The following is a 1,260-nucleotide window of genomic DNA, read 5'->3' on the forward strand; positions in this document are numbered from 1 at the left end:
AACAGCGAAGCGCGGCGGCAGACGACTGCTTATCAGTGAGGCGGCGCGCGGCGAAGGCGGCAGATTGTATGCGATGCGCGATGGCGAGCCGTGGTATTTCATGGAAGAACGCTATCCAGAGCTGGGCAATTTGATGCCGCGAGACATCACCGCGCGGGAAATTTGGCGTGTCGGTCAGCAGACGCCGGTTTATTTGGATATGACACAGCTGTCCGGCGATGTGTTTGCGCACAAGCTGTCCGGTTTGCGTGAAGATTGCATCACATATTTGGGACTGGATCCAAAAGAACAGTCCATTCCGGTTGAGCCGGGTATTCATTATTTTATGGGCGGCCTGCAAGTGGATACCCAGCACCGCACAAGCCTTCGCAATGTCTATGCGGCGGGAGAGTGCTGTGCACAGTATCATGGAGCCAATCGCTTGGGCGGAAATTCTCTGCTCGGTGCGATATATGGCGGAAAAATTGCGGCACAGACGGCGATTGCCGAATCAAATGGCAGCACTTGCTCGTGTCAGATTCTAGCTGCAGGGCAGCAGACATCAGTGCAGGAACAGAAAATCTTGCATGAGACGCTGGCTCAGGCACTTGGCGTCGTGCGCACGGGCGAGACCATGGAACAAGCTCTGCACACCGTACAATCGCTGTCCGGCAATTTGGCTCTGCTGGGACAGGCGGTCTTACTGAGCGCGTTGGAGCGAAAGGAAAGCCGTGGTGCCCAATTCCGGACAGATTATCCGGAAACGAGAGAGAAATATTGCGCGGCGACAATCGCGCGGTATACGCAAGGAACGATTGCTGTCACGTGGGGTGAGTGAACATGAATTATACAATCCGAATCAAACGGCAGCGCAGTGCGCAGGATACACTGTATTGGCAGACCTTTTTGTGTGAAAATGAGGGAAACGCTTCGGTCGCGGATGTTTTGCGCGAACTGAATGCGCGGACACCGCTGTGCGATGCAGATGGAGCACCGGCACAGCTGATTGGCTGGGAATGCAGCTGCTTGGTGCGCAAATGCGGAGCTTGCGCGATGCGTATCAACGGGATTCCGAGATTAGCGTGTTCGGTCTTTCTGCGTGACATCAAAAACGCGACAATTGTACTAGAGCCGCTGAGTAAATTCCCGCTCGTGCGCGATTTGATCGTGGATCGGCGCGTGCTGTTTGACCGGCTCAAAGAAATGCAGGTGTGGCTGGAAGGCGAGGCACAAAAAAATGCGCGCACCCATGCGGCACGGTATCAGTCGGCGCGATGCCTG

At 55.3% G+C, this 1,260-nt stretch carries 2 protein-coding genes; both read left to right on the forward strand.

Annotation, left to right across the window (positions count from 1 at the left end; all coding sequences use genetic code 11):
• On the forward strand, positions 1-817 hold an 817-nt coding region (locus ACR0P9_RS12860; RefSeq protein WP_432620758.1), incomplete at its 5' end, for an FAD-binding protein.
• Between the two features lie 2 nt (positions 818-819).
• On the forward strand, positions 820-1,260 hold a 441-nt coding region (locus tag ACR0P9_RS12865; RefSeq protein WP_432620760.1), incomplete at its 3' end, for a 2Fe-2S iron-sulfur cluster-binding protein.

The sequence above is a fragment of the Butyricicoccus sp. genome (assembly GCF_050872565.1).
Lineage (GTDB): Bacteria > Bacillota > Clostridia > Oscillospirales > Butyricicoccaceae > Butyricicoccus_A.